20 protein-coding genes and 1 riboswitch are annotated in these 20,758 nt (G+C 74.3%); of the genes, 11 read left to right on the top strand and 9 right to left on the bottom strand.

Annotation, left to right across the window (positions count from 1 at the left end):
* Positions 1–49: 49 nt before the first annotated feature.
* Positions 50–1,987, bottom strand: a complete 1,938-nt coding sequence (locus tag AB0Q99_RS09525) for an anthranilate synthase family protein (protein ID WP_363569788.1) — start codon at positions 1,985–1,987, stop codon at positions 50–52.
* 299 nt (positions 1,988–2,286) lie between these two features.
* On the opposite strand from AB0Q99_RS09525, the gene AB0Q99_RS09530 reads away from it, so the two are divergent.
* Both AB0Q99_RS09530 and AB0Q99_RS09535 read left to right on the top strand, forming a co-directional pair.
* Positions 2,287–3,636: a class II 3-deoxy-7-phosphoheptulonate synthase gene (locus tag AB0Q99_RS09530; protein WP_363569790.1), complete on the top strand. Its 1,350-nt coding sequence runs from the start codon at positions 2,287–2,289 to the stop codon at positions 3,634–3,636.
* A 177-nt stretch (positions 3,637–3,813) separates the two neighbouring features.
* Positions 3,814–4,116, top strand: coding sequence for a (2Fe-2S)-binding protein (locus tag AB0Q99_RS09535; protein WP_363569792.1), 303 nt, complete (start codon positions 3,814–3,816; stop codon positions 4,114–4,116).
* Between the two features lie 4 nt (positions 4,117–4,120).
* On the opposite strand, the gene bfr is transcribed toward AB0Q99_RS09535, so the two are convergent.
* Complete coding sequence (gene bfr, locus AB0Q99_RS09540; RefSeq protein ID WP_363569794.1) at positions 4,121–4,600, bottom strand: bacterioferritin; 480 nt, start codon at positions 4,598–4,600, stop codon at positions 4,121–4,123.
* A gap of 228 nt (positions 4,601–4,828) precedes the next feature.
* Here bfr and AB0Q99_RS09545 point away from each other — a divergent pair, with 228 nt between their 5' ends.
* Positions 4,829–5,458 (top strand): sulfite oxidase-like oxidoreductase, encoded by a 630-nt coding sequence (locus AB0Q99_RS09545; protein ID WP_363569795.1) that lies wholly within the window; start codon positions 4,829–4,831, stop codon positions 5,456–5,458.
* A gap of 37 nt (positions 5,459–5,495) precedes the next feature.
* Here the strand turns inward: AB0Q99_RS09545 and pknB are convergent, their stop codons facing one another.
* The 4 genes from pknB to thiO form a co-directional block, all read right to left on the bottom strand.
* Complete coding sequence (gene pknB / locus AB0Q99_RS09550; RefSeq protein ID WP_363570039.1) at positions 5,496–7,274, bottom strand: Stk1 family PASTA domain-containing Ser/Thr kinase; 1,779 nt, start codon at positions 7,272–7,274, stop codon at positions 5,496–5,498.
* Positions 7,275–7,376: 102 nt separating this feature from the next.
* The gene (locus tag AB0Q99_RS09555) at positions 7,377–8,174 is read right to left on the bottom strand and encodes a thiazole synthase (RefSeq protein ID WP_363569797.1); all 798 of its coding nucleotides are present in this window, start codon (positions 8,172–8,174) and stop codon (positions 7,377–7,379) included.
* A 1-nt stretch (position 8,175) separates the two neighbouring features.
* Complete coding sequence (thiS, locus tag AB0Q99_RS09560) at positions 8,176–8,460, bottom strand: sulfur carrier protein ThiS (RefSeq protein ID WP_363569799.1); 285 nt, start codon at positions 8,458–8,460, stop codon at positions 8,176–8,178.
* The gene (gene thiO / locus AB0Q99_RS09565) at positions 8,457–9,638 is read right to left on the bottom strand and encodes a glycine oxidase ThiO (RefSeq protein ID WP_363569800.1); all 1,182 of its coding nucleotides are present in this window, start codon (positions 9,636–9,638) and stop codon (positions 8,457–8,459) included. Before thiO ends, thiS begins: the two co-directional genes overlap by 4 nt.
* Positions 9,633–9,745, bottom strand: a riboswitch (TPP riboswitch). (Overlaps the previous gene by 6 nt.)
* Before the next feature lie 105 nt (positions 9,746–9,850).
* Between thiO and AB0Q99_RS09570 the strand changes: the two genes are divergently transcribed.
* Genes AB0Q99_RS09570 through thiE form a run of 3 tightly spaced genes read left to right on the top strand, consistent with a single transcriptional unit; the run spans position 9,851 to position 12,117 of the window.
* On the top strand, positions 9,851–11,059 hold the full coding sequence (locus AB0Q99_RS09570; protein ID WP_363569802.1) for an FAD-dependent oxidoreductase: 1,209 nt from the start codon (positions 9,851–9,853) through the stop codon (positions 11,057–11,059).
* Positions 11,060–11,101: 42 nt separating this feature from the next.
* A complete protein-coding gene (locus tag AB0Q99_RS09575; protein ID WP_363569804.1) occupies positions 11,102–11,467 on the top strand; it encodes an Rv2175c family DNA-binding protein in 366 nt (121 codons plus the stop codon).
* Complete coding sequence (thiE, locus tag AB0Q99_RS09580) at positions 11,467–12,117, top strand: thiamine phosphate synthase (RefSeq protein ID WP_363569806.1); 651 nt, start codon at positions 11,467–11,469, stop codon at positions 12,115–12,117. Before AB0Q99_RS09575 ends, thiE begins: the two co-directional genes overlap by 1 nt.
* Positions 12,118–12,188: 71 nt before the next feature.
* On the opposite strand, the gene AB0Q99_RS09585 is transcribed toward thiE, so the two are convergent.
* Complete coding sequence (locus AB0Q99_RS09585; RefSeq protein WP_363569808.1) at positions 12,189–13,295, bottom strand: polyprenyl synthetase family protein; 1,107 nt, start codon at positions 13,293–13,295, stop codon at positions 12,189–12,191.
* Between the two features lie 228 nt (positions 13,296–13,523).
* On the opposite strand from AB0Q99_RS09585, the gene metF reads away from it, so the two are divergent.
* Both metF and AB0Q99_RS09595 read left to right on the top strand, forming a co-directional pair.
* A complete protein-coding gene (gene metF, locus AB0Q99_RS09590; protein WP_363569809.1) occupies positions 13,524–14,438 on the top strand; it encodes a methylenetetrahydrofolate reductase [NAD(P)H] in 915 nt (304 codons plus the stop codon).
* A 268-nt stretch (positions 14,439–14,706) separates the two neighbouring features.
* A complete protein-coding gene (locus AB0Q99_RS09595) occupies positions 14,707–15,603 on the top strand; it encodes a hypothetical protein (RefSeq protein WP_363569811.1) in 897 nt (298 codons plus the stop codon).
* Between the two features lie 27 nt (positions 15,604–15,630).
* Here the strand turns inward: AB0Q99_RS09595 and AB0Q99_RS09600 are convergent, their stop codons facing one another.
* Together AB0Q99_RS09600 and AB0Q99_RS09605 are read right to left on the bottom strand one after the other, a co-directional pair.
* Positions 15,631–17,124, bottom strand: a complete 1,494-nt coding sequence (locus AB0Q99_RS09600) for an FAD-dependent oxidoreductase (RefSeq protein ID WP_363569813.1) — start codon at positions 17,122–17,124, stop codon at positions 15,631–15,633.
* A 77-nt stretch (positions 17,125–17,201) separates the two neighbouring features.
* Entirely contained in the window at positions 17,202–17,822 is a 621-nt protein-coding gene (locus AB0Q99_RS09605; protein WP_363569815.1) for a DUF4126 domain-containing protein, read from the bottom strand.
* Between the two features lie 569 nt (positions 17,823–18,391).
* Here AB0Q99_RS09605 and AB0Q99_RS09610 point away from each other — a divergent pair.
* From AB0Q99_RS09610 to AB0Q99_RS09620, 3 genes are all read left to right on the top strand, one after another.
* Positions 18,392–18,973: an SAV_6107 family HEPN domain-containing protein gene (locus AB0Q99_RS09610; RefSeq protein ID WP_363569817.1), complete on the top strand. Its 582-nt coding sequence runs from the start codon at positions 18,392–18,394 to the stop codon at positions 18,971–18,973.
* A 45-nt stretch (positions 18,974–19,018) separates the two neighbouring features.
* Complete coding sequence (locus AB0Q99_RS09615) at positions 19,019–19,771, top strand: methyltransferase domain-containing protein (protein WP_363569819.1); 753 nt, start codon at positions 19,019–19,021, stop codon at positions 19,769–19,771.
* 547 nt (positions 19,772–20,318) lie between these two features.
* Positions 20,319–20,708: a DUF3040 domain-containing protein gene (locus AB0Q99_RS09620; protein WP_363569821.1), complete on the top strand. Its 390-nt coding sequence runs from the start codon at positions 20,319–20,321 to the stop codon at positions 20,706–20,708.
* Positions 20,709–20,758 lie beyond the last annotated feature (50 nt).

The following is a 20,758-nucleotide window of genomic DNA, read 5'->3' on the forward strand; positions in this document are numbered from 1 at the left end:
GCGCCCGGGCGGGTGCGCACCCGCCCGGGCGCCGTCGGTCGCCCGATCCTCAGCGCCGGACCGGCGCCGCCTCGCGCAGCAGACCCGCCACGATGTCCACGCCCTCGCGGGTGAGCACCGACTCGGGGTGGAACTGGAGGCCGGCGAAGCCGGGCCCGCGCAGGGCGTGGACGTCACCGGTGGCGGTGTCCCGGGCGACCTCGATGCCCTCGGCGGCGAGCCGGGCCGCGTCGGCGTCCGAGCAGCGCGCGGTGAAGGTGTTGTAGAAGCCGACCATCCGCTTGGTGCCGAACAGGTCGATGCTCTCCTGCGCCCCCTGGTACGGGACGGCCTTGCGGCCCAGCGTCAGCCCGAGTTCGGCGGAGAGCAGCTGGTGGCTGAGACAGACCGCGAGCAGCGGCGCGGTCCGGGCGCCGGAGCGGGCGGCGGCCAGGGAGTCCGCGACGATCGGCCGCAGCACGGCCATCTTGGGGTCGTCGGCGAGCGCCGGGTCGCCGGGGCCGGGGCCGAGCACCAGCGGGCCGGGGTGCGCCGCGACCAGCGCGCGCAGCTCCGGCTGGTCGTAGCGGGCGACCGTCACCCGGTGGCCGAGCGAGCCGAGCAGGTGCGCGAGCATCGAGGTGAAGGTGTCCTCGCCGTCCACCACCAGGGTCCGTTCGGTCTCGGTGACCCGGGCCGGCGTCTGCATCCGCAGCCAGAACGGCGCGAGGCCGGCCCGGCGGGCGTCGAGCGCGGCCTGCACCCGGTGGTCGTCGGCGAGCCGGGGGCCGGTGGGGTGGGGCAGCTTGGCCGGCGCGGGCCGGGCGCCGATCGCGGTGAGCACCCCGGCCGCCTTGGCGTGGGTCTCGGCGACCTCCGACTCCGGGACGGAGTGGCGCACCAGGGTCGCGCCGACCCGGACGACGAGCCGGCCGGTGGCCGGGTCGATGTCGGCGGTGCGGATGCAGATCGGCGAGTCCAGCAGCTGCCCGCCGCTGGCGGAGCGTCCGATCAGGGCGAGCGCGCCGGAGTAGTAGCCGCGCCCGCTGGGCTCGTACCGGTTGATGACCCGGGTGGCGTTCTCGACCGGGCTGCCGGTGACGGTGGCGGCGAACATCGTCTCGCGGAGGACGTCGCGGACGTCCAGCGAGGTACGGCCGCGCAGCTCGTACTCGGTGTGGGCGAGGTGGGCCATCTCCTTGAGCCGGGGTCCGAGCACCTGGCCGCCGAGGTCGCCGACCGTGCACATCATCTTGAGCTCCTCGTCCACGACCATGGTGAGCTCCTCCAACTCCTTGGGGTCGTGCAGGAACTGGAGCAACGAGTCGAGGTCGGAGCCGCCCGCCGGGTAGCGGTAGGTGCCGGAGATCGGGTTCATCACGACGGTGCCGCCGCTCTGCCGGACGTGCACCTCGGGGGAGGCGCCGACCAGGACCCGGTCGCCGGTGTGCACCAGGAAGGTCCAGTAGGCGCCGCGCTCCTGCTCCAGCAGCCGCCGGAACAGCGTCAGCGCGAGAGCGGGGCCGAAGTCGTCGAGCGTGGCGTGGAAGTCGCGCCGGATCACGAAGTTGGCGCCCTCGCCGTTGCCGATCTCGTCCTCGATCACCCGGCGGACGATCGAGGCGTACGAATCGTCGTCCACGTCGAACGCGCCACCGGTCAGTGACACCGGCAACTGCGGCAGCGCCGAGGTGAATTCGGCCAACGGGAGAACGTGCTGCTCGGCCACCGCGAGGGCCTGCAGCGGGGTGCCGTCGTCGTGCGCCGCGAAACCGCGCTCGCGGATCTGCCGGTACGGGACGAGCGCGAGCAGGTCGTGCACCGGGCCGCCGTCGGCCGGGGCGCCGTCGCGCACCGGGAGGTCGGCGAGGCGCTGGTAGCTGTCGACGGTGCCCAGCAGCACCTCGACGGTGTCCGGGGCGAGCCGGGGGGTGCGGCGGTGCAGCAGGGCGAAGGCGGGGGCGCCGGGGGCGGTGAGACGGGTGAGCAGGTCGGTGACGGTGGTCACGGTGCGGCTTCCTTCCGGGTGATGGCGAGGGCGGTGCTGGGTTCCGCTCCCGGAGGGCCGTCTGCTCAGACGCCGACGGCCGCCCCGAGGGGCGGCCGTCGTGTTCGTCTAGGAACGCGCGATCGGTGGGCCACCCTCGGGGGAGGCCCACCACCAGGAGTGGTTGTGGGGCGCGTGCATGGGTCGAGCGTAGCGGATCAGGTAGGACGGGTGAGCGCGGTCACGCCTTTGTCCGAGATGTGTCTCACCCCTCGGGCAATGGTCACGGATCGCTCGTGCCACCCCGTAGCCTTGGCCGTGTGACCGCTACGACTGAGACATCGAGGGCTGCCCACTCCTGGCAGTCCCTGCCCGCGGCGCAGCAGCCTGAATGGCCGGACCAAGAGGCTCTGCGCAAGACCCTTGCCGAGCTCGCCTCGTATCCGCCGCTCGTCTTCGCCGGCGAGTGCGACCAGCTGCGCGCCCGGCTCGGAGCCGTGGCGCGCGGGGAGGCCTTCCTCCTCCAGGGCGGTGACTGTGCCGAGGCCTTCGACGGCGTCTCGGCGGAGCACATCCGCAACAAGCTGAAGACCCTGCTCCAGATGGCCGCCGTGCTGACGTACGCGGCCTCGGTGCCGGTGGTGAAGGTCGGTCGGATCGCCGGCCAGTACTCCAAGCCGCGCTCCAAGTCGACCGAGACCCGCAACGGTGTGACCCTGCCGGTCTACCGCGGCGACTCGGTGAACGGCTTCGAGTTCACCCCCGAGTCCCGCAACCCGGACCCGGAGCGCCTGAAGCGGATGTACAACGCGTCCGCCGCGACGCTCAACCTGGTGCGCGCGTTCACCACCGGTGGTTACGCCGACCTGCGTCAGGTGCACGCCTGGAACCAGGACTTCGTCCGCAACTCGCCGGCCGGTCAGCGCTACGAGCAGCTCGCCCGGGAGATCGACAACGCGCTGGCGTTCATGAACGCCTGTGGTGTCGCGCCGGAGGAGTTCAAGACGGTCGAGTTCTTCTCCTCGCACGAGGCGCTGATCCTCGACTACGAGACCGCGCTGACCCGCGTGGACTCGCGGACCGGCGAGCTGTACGACGTTTCCGGCCACATGGTGTGGATCGGTGAGCGCACCCGGCAGCTGGACCACGCGCACATCGAGTTCGCCTCGAAGGTCCGCAACCCGATCGGCGTCAAGCTCGGCCCGACCACCTCGGTGGACGAGGCGCTCGCCCTGATCGAGAAGCTGGACCCGGAGCGCGAGCCCGGCCGCCTGACCTTCATCACCCGGATGGGCGCGGGCAAGATCCGCGAGCACCTGCCCACCCTGGTGGAGAAGGTCACCGCCTCCGGCGCCAAGCCGGTGTGGATCTGCGACCCGATGCACGGCAACACCTTCGAGGCCTCCAGCGGCCACAAGACCCGCCGCTTCGACGACGTCCTGGACGAGGTCAAGGGCTTCTTCGAGGTGCACCGCGCGCTCGGCACCCACCCGGGCGGCATCCACGTGGAGCTGACCGGCGACGACGTCACCGAGTGCGTCGGCGGTGGCGACGAGGTCCTGGTGGACGACCTGCACCAGCGCTACGAGACGGCCTGCGACCCGCGGCTCAACCGCAGCCAGTCGCTGGACCTGGCGTTCCTCGTCGCGGAGATGTACCGGGGACAGTGAGCCCCGAGCGCATCCGCCCGCCGAGCGGGGGCCGGATGTGACGAAGGCCCCTCCGGATTCGGGATTCCCGAGCCCGGAGGGGCTTTTTCGTACCCGGATCGCCGGGTAAGGTGAGGCTTAGTGAACTAAGGCAAGCCTTAGTCAAGATCCAGTCGCTTCGCCCCGGGAGATACCGCGATGTACGTGTGCATGTGCCATGCGGTCACCGAGGACCAGGTGAAGAAGGCGATCGACGGGGGTGCCAATTCCCCTCGGCAGATAGCGAAGGGCTGCAAGGCCGGCACCGACTGCGGGTCCTGCGTGCGCCGGATCCAGGCGCTGCTCGGCGAGCACGGCGCCCGGCCCTGCCCGACCGCCCGGCTGGCCGTGAAGCTCGGCCTCGCCGAAGCGGAGCCCCAGCCGGGGGAAACGGCGGCGGCCCCGGCCGCGGCGGCTCCGACGGCACCGACCGCCCCGGTGCTCCCGCTGCGCGTGGCCTGAGGCCTCAGGACTCCGGCTGCTCGATGAGCTGGGCGAGGTAGAGCGCCTCGCCGAGCTTCTCCAGGAGTTCCAGCTGGGTGTCCAGGTAGTCGATGTGGTGCTCCTCGTCGGCCAGGATGTCCTCGAAGATGTTCGCCGAGGTGATGTCGTTCTTGGCCCGCATCACCACGATCCCGCGCTTGAGCCGGTCGATCGCCTCGACCTCGACCTGGCGGTCGGCCTCGAACATCTCCTTGACCGTCTGGCCGATCCGGACGTGGAACAGCCGCTGGTAGTTGGGCAACCCCTCCAGGAACAGGATCCGGTCGGTGAGCGTCTCGGCGTGCTTCATCTCGTCGAAGGACTCGTGCCGGGTGTACGTGGCGAGCTTCGTCCAGCCGAAGTTCTCCTGCATCTTGGCGTGCAGGAAGTACTGGTTGATCGCGGTCAGCTCGGCGGTGAGCTGCTCGTTGAGGAACTCGATGACCTCGGGATCGCCCTGCATGGCGGTGCCTCCTGCGCTCGTCCTGGGGTGGGTCCTGCGCTGGGCATCCTGGCACCGGAAAGGGACGGAATTCCAGTAAGTTCACACTCACTGTGACATGTGGCGGAATATCCGATTCGGGGGGAATCCGCTCGGCGGGCGTTCGACTGTTGGCCCGTACGAGCGGGGCGTGAACCCGCCCCAAGGGGCGCGCGTCGAGGCCCGTCCGCCGTCTGTCACCATGGATCCATGGGTCAGTCCAATCACGAACCGCTGCCGCCGTCTGACCCGAGGCTCCCCCCGGGCCAGCGCGTGCAGCGCGGCTGGCCCGCCCTGCACTACGGCCCGGTGCCCCGCTTCAAGCCGCTGACCTGGGACCTCCAGGTGTTCGGGGCCACCGCCTCGGCGGAGAAGCACAGCTGGGACTTCGAGGCCTTCAGCGCCCTGCCGCGCGCCACCGTCGTCGCGGACCTGCACTGCGTGACCAAGTTCTCCGTGCTCGGCAACGAGTGGACGGGCGTGTCGGCCGCCGCCGTGCTCGACCTGGTGCCCCCGGCGCCCGGCGTCACCCACGTGATGGTCTGGGCGGAGTACGGCTACAGCGCCAACCTGCGGCTGGCCGACTTCGCCGACCCGCGCACCCTGCTGGCCACCCACCGCAACGGCGAGGCGCTGACCGCCGAGCACGGCTTCCCGGTCCGGCTGGTGGTGCCGCAGCTGTACGCCTGGAAGGGCCCCAAGTGGGTCCGCGCGGTGGAGTACATGCGGGCCGACCGGCGCGGCTTCTGGGAGGAGCGCGGCTACCACAACCTCGCCGACCCCTGGCGCGAGCAGCGCTACTCCTACCAGGAGGAGCCGGGCGAGGGCCCGCTGCGCTGAGCCCGGCCGGAGGGGGCGGGGGCCGGAGCCGGAACGGCTAGAACAGCGAGAACCTGACCGTCACCGCGCTGTGCTGCGGCCGCCGCTCGCCGGCCGCCGGGGACTGGCCGTTCACCTTGACCGCGCCGAACACGTCCCAGCCGGTGGTCTGCATGGTGAAGCCCGCCGCCTGCAGGGCCTTCTGCGCGTCGTCCTTGGTCATCCCGGTGACGTTCGGGACCGGCACCATGCCCTTGCTGACCACCAGCGAGACCGCGGCGTTCTCCTGCAGCTGCTGCCCGGCCGGCGGCGAGCTGCTGATCACCGAACCCTCCGGGACGGTGTCGTCGTAGGTCTCGGTCACGCTGCCCCTGGTCAGCTGGGCACCGGCCAGGGCCGCGGCGGCGTCGGCGGCGCTCCTGCCGACGAGGTCCGGCACCGCGGTCCGCTTGGGGCCCTTGGACACGGTGATGGTGATGGAGTCGCTCCGGCGGGTGCGCGCGCCCACCCCGGGATCGGTGGAGATCACCTGCCCGGTCGGCACGGACTCGCTGAACGCCTCGACGAACCTGCCGTGCAGGCCCTCCTTGTCCAGGATCCGCTGCGCCTCGGCCCGGTCCTTGCCGAGCACCCCGGGCACCGCGCCGTACAGCCCCTCGGACAGGCCGTAGGTCGCGCCGCCGACCGCCAGGACCAGCGCGGTCAGCGCGGCGGCCCAGATCAGCGCCCTGCGGGGGACCCTGCGCAGCAGGCCGGGCCGGCGCTCGCGCACCGGGGTCGGCTCGTCGTACGGGCGCGGCTCGGTGAGTAGCTGGTCCATCAGCTCCGGTGGCACGTCCAGCACGCTGGTGCGCTCCGTCGGCGGGGCGTCGGCGGGCCGCGGCAGCGGCTGGATCACCGAGGTCGGCTCGCTGGTCGGGTAGCGCGGGCCGGGCCGGGTGGAGGCCGGCGGCTCGGCGTCCAGCTCGGCCGGGGTGAGGGTGCGGCGGACCCGCTGGACCGCGGCGAGCAGTTCGACCGCGTCGTACGGGCGGGCGTCGGCGGCCCGGGCGCAGGCGCCGGCCACGAGGGCGTCCAACTCGGGGCCGACCGCGGGGGCGATCAGGGACGGGGCGGGGACGTCCTCGTGCAGGTGCTTGTACATGACCTGGACGGGATTGTCGCCGGTGTGCGGGCGGCGGCCGGTGAGCATCTCGTACAGCAGGATGCCGGCCGCGTAGACGTCGACCCGCTGGTCGGTGGGGGCGTCCGGGAGGATCTGCTCGGGGGCGAGGTAGGAGACGGTGCCCAGGACCGTGCCGCCGGTGGCGGTGCTGGTCGAGGTGGGCGCACCGTCGGCGGTGCCGAGCACCCGGACCAGGCCGAAGTCGGCGACCTTGACCAGGCCGCCCTCGGTGATCAGCACGTTCTCCGGCTTGACGTCGCGGTGGACCAGCCCGGCCCGGTGGGCGGCGCCGAGGGCGGCGAGCACCGGCTCCAGGACGTCCAGGGCGGCCCGGACGGAGAGCGCGCCGCGGTCGCGCAGCAGGTCGCGCAGGGTACGGCCGGGGACGTACTCCATGGCGAGGAAGACGTGCCCGCCGTCCGCGCCCTGGTCGAAGACGTTGACCACATTGGGGTGGGTGAGCTTGGCGACCGCCTTGGCCTCGCGGATGAAGCGGGAGGTGAAGCCCTCGTCCCCGGCCAGCGCGGGGTGCATCACCTTGAGGGCGACCACCCGGTCCAGCCGGGTGTCGGTGCCCTGGTAGACGGTGGACATCCCGCCGGTGGCGATGCGCTGCCCGACCCGGTACCGGTTGTCGAGCAGGGTGCCGATCAGGGGGTCGTGCAGTGCCATGTCCACTCGGGCGATTCTAGTGCCGGGCCCGTCGGCCGGACCCGGAGGACACCGCCCCCGGGCCCGGCTGTGCCCGGCTTGTGACACGCCGGGGGCCCGGCGCTAGAACGCGGGCCGCTCCCGGGTGTCCAGGTCGGCCCGGCCGGCCATCGCGGAGGAGGCCTCGGCGTGGAAGCGGCGCGGGATGCGGCCGGCCCGGTGGGCGAGTCGGCCCGCCTCGGCGGCGTGCCGCATCGCCTCGGCCATCAGCACCGGCTCCTGAGCCCGGGTCACCGCGGAGGCCAGCATCACGGCGGAGCAGCCGAGTTCCATTGCCAGCGCGACGTCGGAGGCGGTGCCGGCGCCCGCGTCCAGGATCACCGGGACGCCCGCGCTCTCCACGATCAGCTGGAAGTTGTGCGGGTTGCGGATGCCGAGGCCGGAGCCGATCGGCGAGCCGAGCGGCATGATCGCGGCGCAGCCGACGCCCTCCAACTTGCGGGCCAGCACCGGGTCGTCGTTGGTGTACGGCAGCACCGTGAAGCCGTCGTCGACCAGGGTCTCGGCGGCGTCCAGCAGCTCGATCGGGTCCGGCAGGAGGGTCCGCTCGTCGGCGATCACCTCCAGCTTCACCCAGTCGGTGCCGAGCGCCTCGCGGGCCAGCCGGGCGGTCAGCACGGCCTCGCCGGCGGTGAAGCAGCCGGCCGTGTTGGGCAGGACGCGGATGCCGTTGCGGGTCAGCACGTCCAGGACGGAGCCCTGGGTGCCGGCGTCGACCCGGCGCATCGCGACGGTGGTCAGCTCGGTGCCGGAGGCGAGCAGCGCGCGCTCCAGGACCTCCAGGCTCGGCGCGCCGCCGGTGCCCATGATCAGTCGGGAGGAGAAGGTCGTCCCGGCGATGGTCAGCAGGTCGTCGGCCATCTCAGCCTCCCTGGACGGCGGTGAGGATCTCGATCCGGTCGCCCGCGCCGAGCGGCGTCCCGGACCACGAACTGCGCGGGACCACGGCCTCGTTGAGGGCGGCGGCGACGCCGGTGTTGGCCCGGCTCACGGTGGCGACCAGCTCGGCGAGGGTGGTCGTGGGGGCCACCGCGCGGGGTTCGCCGTTGACGGTCAGCGCGATCTCGGCCGGCGTGGCTTCGGCCCGGGAGGCTTCGGCCCGCGGGGCTCCGGTCGGCGTGGTCTCGGTCGGTGTGGTCTCGGTCATGCCAGGGCCTTCGTGGTGGAGCGGTCGGGGGAGAACCGGGTCGGGGTGAACGGCTGCGCCAGCGCCGGGAGTTCGCCGGTCGCCAGGTACTCGGCGAGCAGGTCGGCGGTCACCGGGGCGAGCAGCACGCCGTTGCGGTGGTGGCCGGTGGCGGCGACCAGCCCGGGCAGTGCGGTCGGGCCGAGCAGCGGCGCGTTGTCGGGCGAGCCGGGGCGCAGGCCCGCGGAGGTCTCCACCAGCGGGAGTTCGGTGATGCCCGGGACCAATTCGTGGGCGTCGCGCAGGAGTTCGTACACCCCACCGGCGGTGACGGTGGTGTCGTAGCCCTGTTCCTCGGTGGTCGCGCCGATCACCAGCTCGCCGTTCGCCCGGGGCACCAGGTAGAGGTGCCCGCCGCGCACCACGGCGCGGACGTTGCGGGAGAGGAACGGCCGGTAGGCGGCGGGGATGTGAAGGCGCAGCACCTGCCCCTTCACCGGGCGGATCGCGGGCAGCACGCCCTCGGGCAGGCCGGCCAGCCGGTGGCTGTGCGGGCCGGCGGCGAGCACGACCCGGTCGGCGGTCACGCCCTCCCCGGTGCCCAGCCGGGCGCCGACCGCGCGGCCGCCCTCGACCAGCAGCTCCACCGCCTCGGCGCGCCGGACGACGACGCCCGCGCGCTCCCCGGCCGAGCACAGCGCGGTCAGCATCCGCCGGCCGTCCACCTGGTGGTCGTCCGCGACGTGCAGGCCGCCGCGCACACCGGGGGCGAGCATCGGCTCCAGCTTGCGGGCCTCCCGGCCGGTCAGCCAGGTCGAGTCCAGGCCCAGCCGCTGGTGGAAGGCGTGCAGTTCGCGCAGTTCCTCGCGGTCGTCGGAGTCCAGCGCGACGGCGATCGTGCCGCAGGCGCGGTAGCCGGTGTCCTGGCCGCCGCTCGCCTCGGTGAGCTCGGCGGCGAAGTCCGCGTAGCGTTCGTTGGAGGCCAGACCGAGGCGCAGCAACGGCTCCTCGCCGTACTGGAGCTCGGTGACCGGGGCGAGCATCCCGGCCGCGACCGTGGCCGCCCCGCCGCCCGGTGAGGGGTCGACCACGACGGTCCGCAAGCCGCGCTGCGTCGCCCGCCAGGCGACGGCGAGGCCGATGATGCCCCCGCCGATCACCAGGACGTCGGCGTGGGCGCCCGATGGCACGCGTGTCAAAGCTGCTCCTCTCCCTTCGCCGGTATGACCCGGATCAGGTTCGGACGGTCGCGGGCCGTGTCAGCCCGCCTCTCAGCCCGGTTCGCCGGGCTCCCGCGATGGTGCCCCCACCATAACGCCGGGGCCCGGCCCGGCCGAAGGGGCCGCCCGGCCCCGGGCCCCGGCCGGGGAGGGGCGGACGGCCCGGGAACGGCCGGGCGGCGCTGAGTACAGTGACGGGCGTGGCAGAGCTGAGCGGAACGGATCGGGTGGTCGTCGTCGGGGCCGGGCTGGCCGGGGCGCAATGCGCCCTCAAGCTGCGGCAGGGCGGCCGGCAGGGGCGGATCACCCTGGTCGGCGAGGAGCCGCACGTGCCGTACGACCGGCCGCCGCTCTCCAAGGACGTGCTGCTCGGCAAGAGCGACAGCACCACCCTGGACATCGACTTCGCGGACCTCGACATCGAGCTGCTCACCGGCCGCCGGGCCACCGGCCTGACCCCCGGCGTCCTGCACACCGACGGCGGCGACCTCCCCTACGGCACGCTGGTGATCGCCACCGGCGCCGTCCCGCGCGTCCTGCCCGGCGCCGAGCGGGCGCACCTGCTGCACACCCTGGACGACGCCCTGGCGCTGCGCGCGCTGCTGCGCCCCGGCCTGCGGCTGGTGCTGGTCGGGGCGGGCTGGATCGGCGCCGAGGTGTCCACCGCGGCCCGCGCGGCGGGCTGCGAGGTGACCGTGGTCGAGGCGGGCCCGGCGCCGCTGCCCGGCGCGCTGCCGACCGCGATCGGCTCGGCGATGGCCGCCTGGTACGCCGAGGCCGGCGTCGACCTGCGCTGCGGGGTCGGGGTGGCCGCCGTCGAGCCCGGCGCGGTGCTGCTGGCCGACGGCTCGCACCTGCCCGCCGACGAGGTGGTGGTCGGGGTCGGGGCCCGGCCCGCGACCGGCTGGCTGGCCGGCTCCGGGATCGAGCTGGACGGTGCCGGCGCCGTCGTGGTGGACGCGCGGCTGCGCACCTCGCTGCCCGGCGTCCTCGCGGCCGGCGACTGCGTCAGCTACCCCTCGGCCCGGGCCGGCGCCCGGCTGGCCGTCCAGCACTGGGACCACGCGCTGCGGTCCGGCGAGGCGGCGGCCGCCGCCGTCCTCGGCGCGGACGAGCCGCCGTACGACCCGGTGCCGTACTTCTGGTCGGAGCAGTTCGGGCGGATGGTCCAGTACGCCGGCCGGCACGCCGAGGGCGACGAGGTGCTCTGGCGCGGCGGCCCGCGGGACGCCTCGTGGACGGTGCTCTGGCTGCGCGACGGGGTGCCGAGCGCGCTGCTGACCGTGGACCGGCCGCGCGACCTCACCCAGGGACGGAAGCTGATCGAGCACGGCACGGCGCTGGACCCGGCCCGCGCGGCGGACCCGGCGGTGCCGCTGAAGTCGGCGGTCGCGGGGTAGCGGCTGGTGCGCGACGGGCCGCGGAGGTGGCAGTCTGGTGGCGTGAGTGAGATCGAAAGCAAGATTGAAGCCCTGGTCCCCGAGTGGATGTACCTCCCCGACATCTCGGAGCAGTGGGGGGTGCGGGTCACCGAGGTGCGTGACCTGGTCCGCAACGGCGAGCTGATCGCCGTCCGCCGGGGCCCGAACAAGTCGCTGCAGGTCCCTGCGGCGTTCATCGACGGCACCGGGCTGGTCAAGCACCTCTCCGGCACCCTGACCGTGCTGCGCGACTGCGGGTACAACGACGTGGAGATCCTGGAGTGGCTCTTCACCGAGGACCCGTCGCTGCCCGGCAGCCCGATCCAGGCACTGCGGGAGAACCGCGGCACCGAGGTCAAGCGGCGTGCCCAGGCGATGCTGATCTGATGGCGGCGGACCCGCTGCGCGCCCGCCTCGCGGACGCCCGCCTCTACCTGTGCACCGACGCCCGTCGCGAACAGGGCGACCTCGCCGAGTTCCTCGACGCGGCGCTGGCGGGTGGGGTGGACATCGTCCAGCTGCGCGACAAGGGACTGGAGGCCAAGCAGGAGCTGGCGGCCCTGGAGGTCTTCGCCGACGCCTGCCGCCGGCACGGCAAGCTGCTGGCCGTCAACGACCGCGCCGACGTCGCGCACGCGGCCCGGCCGGACGTGCTGCACCTCGGCCAGGACGACCTGCCGGTGCCGGCCGCCCGGGCGATCCTCGGCGAGGACGTCCTGATCGGCCGGTCCTGCCACGCCGAGTCCGAGGTGGACGCGGCGGCCGTCGAGCCCGGAGTGGACTACTTCTGCACCGGACCGGTCTGGCCGACCCCGACCAAGCCGGGCCGCCCGGCGCCGGGCCTCGGCCTGGTCTCGTACGCGGCGGAGCGGGCCGGGGACCGGCCGTGGTTCGCCATCGGCGGGATCGACCTCGGCAACCTGGACGAGGTGCTGGCCGCCGGGGCCCGCCGGATCGTCGTGGTCCGGGCCGTCACGGCCGCGGCCGACCCGGGGGCGGCGGCCGCCGAGCTGTCCCGCCGGGTGCGTTCCAGCTGATCCCGGGGCCTGGTTCCGGGAGCCGCTGATCCAGCGCCCTGGTTCCCGGGGCCGCCGTCGTCCGTCAGTGCTCAGTACTTGCGGACGGTGGCGGCCTCGGCCAGCGCCAGCAGCACCCCGCGGGCCCGCTCGTCCACCAGCGGCGCTGCCGCCAGCGCGCCCAGCGACTGCCGCATCAGCTCCTCGATCCGGTGCTCCACCAGCTCGGGCGCACCGCTGCGGGCGACCAGCTCGCGCAGCCCGGCGACCTCCTCGGGCGCCAGGTCCGGTGCGCCGAGCCGCTCGTCCAGGTGCCGGGCGTCGGCGGCGGGCAGGCCGCGCATCGCGTGCGCGACCAGCAGGGTGCGCTTGCCCTCGCGCAGGTCGTCGCCGGCCGGCTTGCCGGTGACGGCCGGATCCCCGAAGACGCCGAGCAGGTCGTCCCGCAGCTGGAAGGCCTCGCCCAGCGGCAGTCCGAACGCCCCGAGGGCCTCGACCAGCTCCGGCCCGGCCCCGGCCAGCAGGGCGCCGACCTGCAGGGGTCGCTCGATCGTGTACTTCGCGGACTTGTAGTGCAGCACGGTCCGCGCCCGGTCCAGCGCGCCCTCGTCCGTCGAGTCGCCGGCCACCGGCTCCAGCACGTCCAGGTACTGGCCGAGCATGACCTCGGTGCGCATCAGGTCGAACACCGGCTTGGCGGCCAGGACGGCGGCCGGCTCGAGGCCCGAGCGCAGGAACAGCTCGTCGCACCAGATCAGCAGCAGGTCGCCGAGCAGCACGGCGGCCGAGGCGCCGTACTGCTCGCGGTCGCCGCGCCAGCCGTTGTCGCGGTGCAGCGCCTCGAAGCGGCGGTGGACCGAGGGCAGACCGCGGCGGGTGTCGCTGCGGTCCATCAGGTCGTCGTGCACCAGGGCGCTCGCCTGGAGCAGTTCCAGGGCGGCGGCCGCGTTGGCGATCCCCTCGCCGCCGACCGGGCCGCCGGCGGCGCGCCAGCCCCAGTAGCAGAAGGCCGGACGCAGCCGCTTTCCGCCGTCCAGCAGGAAGTCGCGCAGCGCGTCGGCGGCGGGGACCAACTGGGGCGAGATCGTGCCGAGCAGCGCGGACTGGCCGTCCATGAACGCGGCGAGCGCGGCGTTGACGCGTATGCGGACGTCCTCCACGTCAATGGGGTTGGCCGGCCGGGTGCTGGACGAGATCACGATGGGGCTCCGCTGGTTCTCTGGGGTGCAGCAAGCGTAGCGGGGCGGCTGGGAACGGGCGTGCGAGCGGCCCCTCGGGGGTGGCCCGCGGGCGCCGCGGAGTCGCCGGGGGAGTCGTCCGGGCGTTGTGGGGAGTCGCGCGGGGCCAAGCGGAATGCCGTCCACCGCTTGTCTCAATCTGTGGAACCGGGTTGTCCAGCCTCCGCGAAGGCCCGATAGCCTGCAAACATGGCACTGGGCATCGCTTCCACGAGAACGGATCGCGCACTCACGGTGCGCGAGCTCCTGGCGGCCGGCAAGCGTTCCTTCTCCTTCGAGTTCATGCCGCCGCGCACCGAAGTCGGCGAGCAGAAGCTCTGGGACGCCATCCGTCGGCTGGAGCCGCTCGACCCGAACTTCGTCTGCATGACGTACGGCGCCGGCGGCTCCTCGCGCGAGCGCACGGTCAACATGGTCGGCCGGATCGCCACCGAGACCACGCTGACCCCGGTCGCCCACCTGACCGCCGTCGACCACTCGATCGCGGAGCTGCGCAACATCATCGGCCAGTACGCGGACCAGGGCGTGCGCAACGTCCTCGCCGTCCGGGGCGACCCGCCCGGCGACCCGATGGGCGAGTGGGTCAGCCACCCCGAGGGCGTCACCTACGCCTACGAGCTGGTGGAGCTGATCAAGGGCATCGGCGACTTCTGCGTCGGCGTCGCCGCCTCGCCGAACATGCACCCGCGCTCCACGGACTGGGACGACGACATCCGGCACTTCGTGGCGAAGATCCGCTCGGGTGCCGACTACGCGATCACCCAGATGTTCTTCGAGGTGGACGACTACCTGCGGCTGCGCGACCGGGTGACGGCCTCCGGCTGCGAGACGCCGATCATCCCGGAGATCATGCCGGTCACCAACGCCAAGCAGCTGGAGCGCTTCCCGCAGCTCAGCGGCTCGGCCTTCCCCGCCGACCTGGAGGCCCGCCTGCGAGCCGCCGTCGCCGACCCGGCGGCGCTGCGCGCCATCGGCATGGAGCACGCCACGACGATGGCCGAACGCCTCCTCGCCGAGGGCGTGCCCGGTCTGCACTTCATCACGCTGAACCACTCGACGGCGACGCTGGAGATCTACCAGAACCTGGGACTGCACCAGCGCTGAGCAGGCGCGGGGGCGGGTCGCGCCGGTGGGCGCTCCGGTCGGCGTTCAGGTCGGAGGGGTGTCCGGCCGACGAGTGGTCCTGCCGATCGCCGTGCTGACGCCGGGTGTTCACGAGTCCGTCACCGCACCGACGGTGACGGGCTCGGTCGTGTGCGGCCGGTGTCGGGTGCGGCGGGAACGCGATGCGGTGCCCCGGCCGTTGAACCGGTACAGTCGCCGGACACGCGCGGCGTGGACGCGCGGGCACGCGACTGGAGGTAGCGGGCGGATGGGCATCGGATACCTGCTGCTGTACGCCGCGTTGGCGGTGGTGGCGCTCTGGCTGATCGCCGAGGTGTTGCTGCAGAACCGGGCGCCGCTGCACTGGCGGGTCCTGGCCCTGGTCGGCTTCCTGGGCGTGGCCGCCGGGATGAGCCTCGGGTCGATCGTGGTGATCGGGGCCGGTGCGGCGCTGTTCGCCGTCGGCCAGACCTTCGTCACGCTCTCGGTCAAGCGCGGCTACCGCACCGGCTGGTCCCTGCGGAACGCCGACGGCAGCCTGCCGGGCCCGCTCGCCAAGGTGCCGCTGCTCGGCGCCCTCACCGGCGGCGCGGCCGCGGTGGCGGCCGTCGCGGTCGCCGAGGAGCGGATCGGCGAGGTCAGCGCCGTCGAGGAGGCCCCCGCGGCGCTGCCGACGCCGCCGTCCGTGCCGGTGGCGGCAGCGGTGTCGGAGGAGGTGCCGGAGGTCGAGCAGACCGCCGCCTTCGAGATGCAGGAGCTCACCCAGGACGGCGTCTACGCCCCCTCGTACTACGAACAGCAGCCGCAGCAGCAGCCCCAGGACCCGTACGCCGCCGCCTACCAGGGCGGCTACGACCAGCAGCAGTGGCAGACCCAGCAGCAGCCCGCCTACGCCTACGACCAGTCCTACGGCACCTACCCGCAGCAGCAGGACCAGCAGCAGGACCCGTACGGCGGCTACCAGCAGCAGGCCCAGCAGCAGGACCAGTACGCGGGCTACCAGCAGCACCAGCAGCCCTGGGACCCGAACGCCCAGGGCTACCAGCAGCAGCCCCAGGAGCAGTGGCAGCCCCAGCCCGACCCGCAGGCCCAGGGCATCCCGCAGCAGCCGGGGTACGACCAGACCTACGGCTACCAGCAGCAGAACACCTGGCACCAGGGCTGACGCCCGCCCGGGCGCCCGGCCGGCGGCCTAGGCCGGGCCGACCAGGCCGGCGGTGATGCAGGCCGACATGCCGACGCGGGCGAGTCCGCCGCCGGGGTGGGCGGTGCCGCCGATGAGGTAGAGGCCGGGGACGGGGGTCTCGTTGGCGGCTTTCAGCCAGTCGCCGTCGGCTCCGGCGAGGACGGGCAGGGCGACCGAGCCGCCCGGGGCGCCGGTCTCCCGGCGGGTGTCCTCCGGGGTGCGCACGACCCGCCACAGCAGCCGCTCGCGCAGGCCCAGGCCGGCCGCGTCGACGTGGGCGAGCAGCAGGTCGGCGTAGCGGTCGGCGGCGCCGGGGGCGGTCCAGTCGACCTCGCCCTGGGCCGGGACGGTCGCGGTCAGCACCACGCTCTCGTGCGCGTCGTCGGGTCGCAGCGCCGGGTCGTCCGGGCGCAGCACCTGCACGGTGGGGCGCTCGCAGAGCGGGCCCGCACCGGTCAGCGCCCGCTCCTCGGCGGCGAGGTCGGGCGCGTGCACCACCGTGCGGTGCGCGGTGCCCTCCGGCCGGGGGCCGCGCAGGGCGAGCAGCACGCTGAACCGGCCGGGCGCCCCCGACGGGCGCCACGCCTCGGCCGGCTTCCCCGGCCACGGCGCCAGGCCGCCGCCGAACAACGCGCCGGCGTCCATCGCCGAGAGCACCAGGTCGGCGTCGATCCGGCCGTCCGACGTCTCGACGCCGCGCGCCCGGCCGTCCTCCACGACGACCCGGGTGACGGGCGTGTCGAAGCGGAACTCGGCCCCGCGCAGCTCGCAGCGCCGGAACACCGCCGCCGCCAGGGCGCGCAGGCCGCCCCGGACGTACCAGACGCCGAAGGACTGCTCCATGTACGGCAGCACGGTGGCCCCGGCGGGGGCCCGGCCCGGGGCGAAGCCGTAGCGGACCGCGGACTCGAACAGCAGCGCGGTCAGGCCCGGGTGGCCGTCCAGTTGGCGCGCCGCCACGTCGTGCAGGGTCCACGGGACGGCGCGGCGCAGCCGGGCCAGGCCGGTGCGCGGCGGGACGGGGTACGGGTCGGTGCCCAGGAAGGCCCGGTCCGTCGGGAGCGGCTCCTCCAGCAGCGGGCGGCGGGTGGCCTCCCAGACCGTCCGGCCGTGGTTCATCACCGCGCTCCAGCGGGCTCCCGAGCCGGCCCCGAAGGCCGCGTCCAGGGCCTGGCCGACGCCGCCGCGGGAGGCGTTGGGCAGCGTGACGGCGGTGCCGTCGGCGAAGAGGTGCCGGCTCTCCGGATCGACCGGTGCCAGCTCGACCAGCTGCTCCAGCGGCTCCTTGCCGGTCTTCAGCGCGAGGTCGCGGTAGACGGCGGGGAGGGCGAGCAGCCCGGGCCCGGTGTCGAAGGCGAAGCCGTCCCGCTCGTGGCGGCCGACCATGCCCCCGTACGTGCCGCCCGCCTCGCAGACCGTCACCCGGTGGCCGAGCGTCGCCAGCCGGGAGGCCGCCGCGAGCCCGCTCATTCCTGCGCCGATGATGACGATCCGTGCCATGGGAACTGATCCTAGGTCCCCGGCGGCGGCCGTCAGGCCCCGGCTGTCCGGCTGCCCCGCTGCCGGGCCGCCCGCCGTCAGGCCCCCGGCTGTCCGGCGTACGCGCCGGCGGCGGTCCGGGCGGCCCTGCGCTCGCGGCGGCGGGCCCGGAAGGCGCGGATCCTGCCGATCACCAGCCGGACCAGCAGCAGCCCGGCGGCCAGGACCACCGCGGCGATCGAGGCGGCCACCCACGGGTGGAAGATCGCCAGGGTGACCAGGCCGGCCACCGAGAGGTCCTCGGCCAGGCTGACCACGATGGTGCTGGCCGGCTCGGGGGAGGTGTTGACGGCCATCCGCAGCGAGGCCTTCACCAGGTGGCTGACCAGCGCCGTGGTGCCGCCCATCGCGCCGGCCACGACCTCGTTGAGCGAACCGGGGTCGTTGCCCGCGATCAGCACGGCCACGGTGGCGCCGGCGATCGGCCGGATCACGGTGTGCACGACGTCCCAGACGCTGTCCAGGTACGGGATTTTGTCGGCCACCGCCTCCACCGCGAACAGCACGGCGGCCGCGATCAGCACGTCCGTGCGCTCCAGCGCGTGCGGCACCGTTTCCGCGCCGGCGAACCGGCCCAGCAGCCCGAGCAGCAGCACCACCGCGTAGGCGTTGATGCCGCTGGCCAGTCCGCTGGTGAAGATCAGCGGCAGGATCGTCATGGCCTCCCCCTCCTCGCGAGGACCCGGCCGGTTCCGCCCGGCCCCGCCGTACCGTACCCGGAGCGGGACGCCGTGCGGGCCCTCGCCGGTTCCGGCGCGGGGACTGAGTACGGATACTCAGTTCCCCGGTTGAGTACGTCAGCGGATGGCCTCCGACCTGCGGAGACGGGAGAGTGGTGGCACCCGGGAGGAACGGCGCGTCGGGCGCCGGTTCACCCGGGTGGCGGATCCCTCCGCCCCTCCGGCCGCACAGGCCGGGGGCGGCGGCGGAAGATCCGCGACGGGGCTGGTCACGGTCCCCGCACCGCCGGCACGGGGCGGCGGAGCGGGCCGGGGGGAGACCGGCCACGGGGGAGGTTCGCGACCGTCGTCCGTGGGGGGAACGGCGGGAGCGACGGCATACGGCGGCGGCGCGGACCGGGGGAGGGTCCGCGCCCGCCGCCGATCTGCTTCCCGGGCTGTCGGGGCCGGGGCCTCCGGTCCGGAGCGGACGGATTGTCAGTGCTGCCGGTCACGATGGAGGGGCACGGACCACCCGGTCCGCGCGCTGCCTCGGAACGGGGGAGACCATGACCATCAGCCGTCCTGAGCCCGTCACCGCCCGCCTCCACTCCGCCGCCCTCCCGCACACCCCGGACGCGTCGGGCGGCCGCCCCGCCGGCCGGGACGTCCACCCCGTGCTGCGCCGGACCGCCGCGCCGCCGGCCGCCCTCGACCTGCTCGCCGACGCCCACCGCACCCTCGTCCGCGCCCGCGCCCTGGAGGACCCGCTGGAGCGGTACGCCACCGCGCACCTCGCCGCGCTGCGCACGGTGGCGGCCGTCCTGGCGGTGCGCGGCCGCCCGGAGAAGAACCCGCGGCGGCGCAAGGCCATCCGCAGCGCCTGGGAGGTGCTGCCCGAGGTGGCCCCGGAGCTCGCCGAGTGGGCGCTCTACTACGGCGCCGGCGCCCGCCGCCGGGCCGCCGCCGAGGCCGGGATCCGGGGCGCCGCGTCGGCCCGCGACGCCGATGACCTGATCCGCAACTCCGCCCTGTTCCTGCGCCTGGTCGAGCGGCTGCTGGGCCTGCGGGCGGTCCCGCCCGCGCCGCGGCTGCCGCTGGACGACGAGCAGCCGCCGGGCGCGAGCGACCCGGCCACCCGCCAGGCTTAAGGTGGAGGCATCCTGATCGAACTGCACGTGCCAAGGAGCCCCACCGTGTACCCGACGCGTCCCCGCAGTGCCCTGCGTACCGCCGTGGTGTGGGAGGTGGTGCGGGCAGCCCTGGAGAAGCGGGCGGCCGAGCTGGACCAGCCGGTGCTCGACGTGGTCGACACCGGCGGCGGCACGGGCAACTTCGCCGTGCCGGTGGCCAAGCTCGGCCACCGGGTGACCGTGGTCGACCCGAGTCCGGACGCGCTGTTCGCCCTGGAGCGGCGGGCCGCCGAGGCCGGGGTGACGGACCTGGTCCGCGCCGTCCAGGGCGACACCCAGACGCTGCCCGAGCTGATCGCCCCCGGCACCGTGGACGCGGTGCTCTGCCACGGCGTGCTGGAGGTCGTGGACGACCCGGCGGAGGCGCTCGGCAGCCTGGCCGGCACCCTGCGCAAGGGCGGCCTGGTCAGCCTGCTGGCCGCCAACCGCAACGGCGCCGTACTGGCCCGCGCGCTGGCCGGACACTTCAACGAGGCCCGGACGGTGCTCTCCGCCACCGACGGGCGTTGGGGCGAGCAGGACCCGATGCCGCGCCGCTTCACCGGCGAGGAGCTGGGCCGGCTCGCCGCGGACGCGGGCCTGCGGGTGGAGTCGGTGCACGGGGTGCGCGTCTTCGCCGACCTGGTCCCCGGGGTGCTGGTGGACACCGAGCCGGGCGCGCTGGAGGCGCTGCTGAAGCTGGAGGAGGCCGCCGCCGAGCAGCCCGCCTTCCACGCCGTGGCGACCCAGCTGCACCTGCTGGCCACCCTCGCCTGAGCCCGAGCTGAGCCCGAGCTGAGCCCGGCCGGAGCCGGGCCTTCGCGAAGCCTTCGCGATACCTTCGCCGTCGTACGGTTCGCACACCGTACGGCGGCGGTTCGCGTCCCGGACGCCCGCCCGTTCCCCGCCCCGGCTCCGCCCGTTCCCCGCCCCGGCTCCGCCCGTTCCCCGCCCCGGCTCCGCCCGTTCCCCGCCCCGGCCGGGCGGTCGGTTTCCGTTCTCCTGCGGCGAAGCTCCCCAGCTCCGGACCGATTCCATCGGATCGGGCACTTGTCCGGGGCGTGGCGCGTTGACACCGGTGCGGCCGTGCCCGGTCGAAGTGGCCCGGCCCACGCGGCGCAGACCACCCCGTAACGGGCCCACGGACCGTATGATCTGGGTAAAGCCGGAAAGCATGACAGCCGGATGCGTGGGGCATATGGACGACACGGGCCGGGTCCCCCGCACGGGCGTCCGACCGTGTGCCCCACGGCTGATTGGACTTGCCTCCCCGACCGGGGTGGGCGGACCGGTCGCACCCGCGACCGACGAGTAGGAGGACTCCGTGCCGCTCTCGGAGCACGAGCAGCAACTGCTCGACCAGATGGAGCGAGCGCTGTATGCCGAAGATCCCAAATTCGCGTCGGCGCTCGAGGGAACCGGGCTGCGCACCTACACCCGTCGGCGGGTCTACCTGGCCGTCGCCGGATTCGTGGTGGGGATCGGCCTCTTGATGGGTGGCATGGTCGTCCCGAACCAGATCTGGGTCAGCATCGTGGGCTTCCTGGTGATGCTCGGGTGCGCGGTGTTCGCCGTGACCGGCTGGCGCCGCGGGCCCGCGAGCCAGGGCTCCGGGCCCCGCCAGGCCGCCGCCCCGCGCCGCAAGGCCGGGATGATGGACCGGGTCGAGCAGCGCTGGCAGCGCCGCCGGGACGAGCAGACCGGGGGCTTCTGAGCCACCGGCCCGGGCCGGACGGCCGGGACACCGACCGAAGACGCCGGGGG

The organism is Kitasatospora sp. NPDC086791 (genome assembly GCF_040685975.1).
Classification (GTDB): Bacteria; Actinomycetota; Actinomycetes; order Streptomycetales; family Streptomycetaceae; genus Kitasatospora.